At 58.9% G+C, this 535-nt stretch carries 1 protein-coding gene; it reads right to left on the reverse strand.

The features are described 5' to 3' along the window. Positions 1 to 164: 164 nt before the first annotated feature. The coding region (locus tag NKI47_RS35065; protein ID WP_352596441.1) for a GNAT family N-acetyltransferase at positions 165 to 535 on the reverse strand (371 nt) is incomplete at its 5' end.

The raw sequence follows: 535 nt of genomic DNA on the forward strand, positions 1-535 counted from the left end.
CTCAGGACCTCGCGTTCGCTCACGCTGACATGCCAATCAAACAGCTGAAAGACGTCTATTTGGATTGCGAGCGGGGAGGCCGCCGGTGCGCTGGGGACGGAAGACGTGATGTACTGTTCGATGCGCGAGTTCCGACTAGGCGCGAGATAGCAGATTGCGCATAATCAACGATGCATGGCCTTCTGCACCGTGCGACGCGGCCCTGCGATCGACCACTTCGAACCATGTTTGCAGTAAAAGGCCATTGCCCGGTCGTTTCCCTCGAGCACTTCGAGTGCGATGCTCGGGATGCCGGAATGGGCGGCAAAGACAGCGTGCAATATATTAGCGGCTAGCCCGGTGCCGTACTCGCTTTGATCGATGTGGAGCCGGTCAAGCACGACGTCGCCGGCTTCATTCATCTTAGCCATCGCGTAGCCGGCAATCGAGCCGTCTGGCCGTTCTGCCACGAACGACATTTTGTTGGTGTCTGTCAGTTCCGCCGCAATCCGCTGCAGCGTGTGATCTTCATCCGAAATGCGGGCCGCGGTCTCGG

Origin of the sequence: Mesorhizobium sp. M0633 (assembly GCF_040320645.1) — a bacterium.
GTDB lineage: Bacteria > Pseudomonadota > Alphaproteobacteria > Rhizobiales > Rhizobiaceae > Mesorhizobium.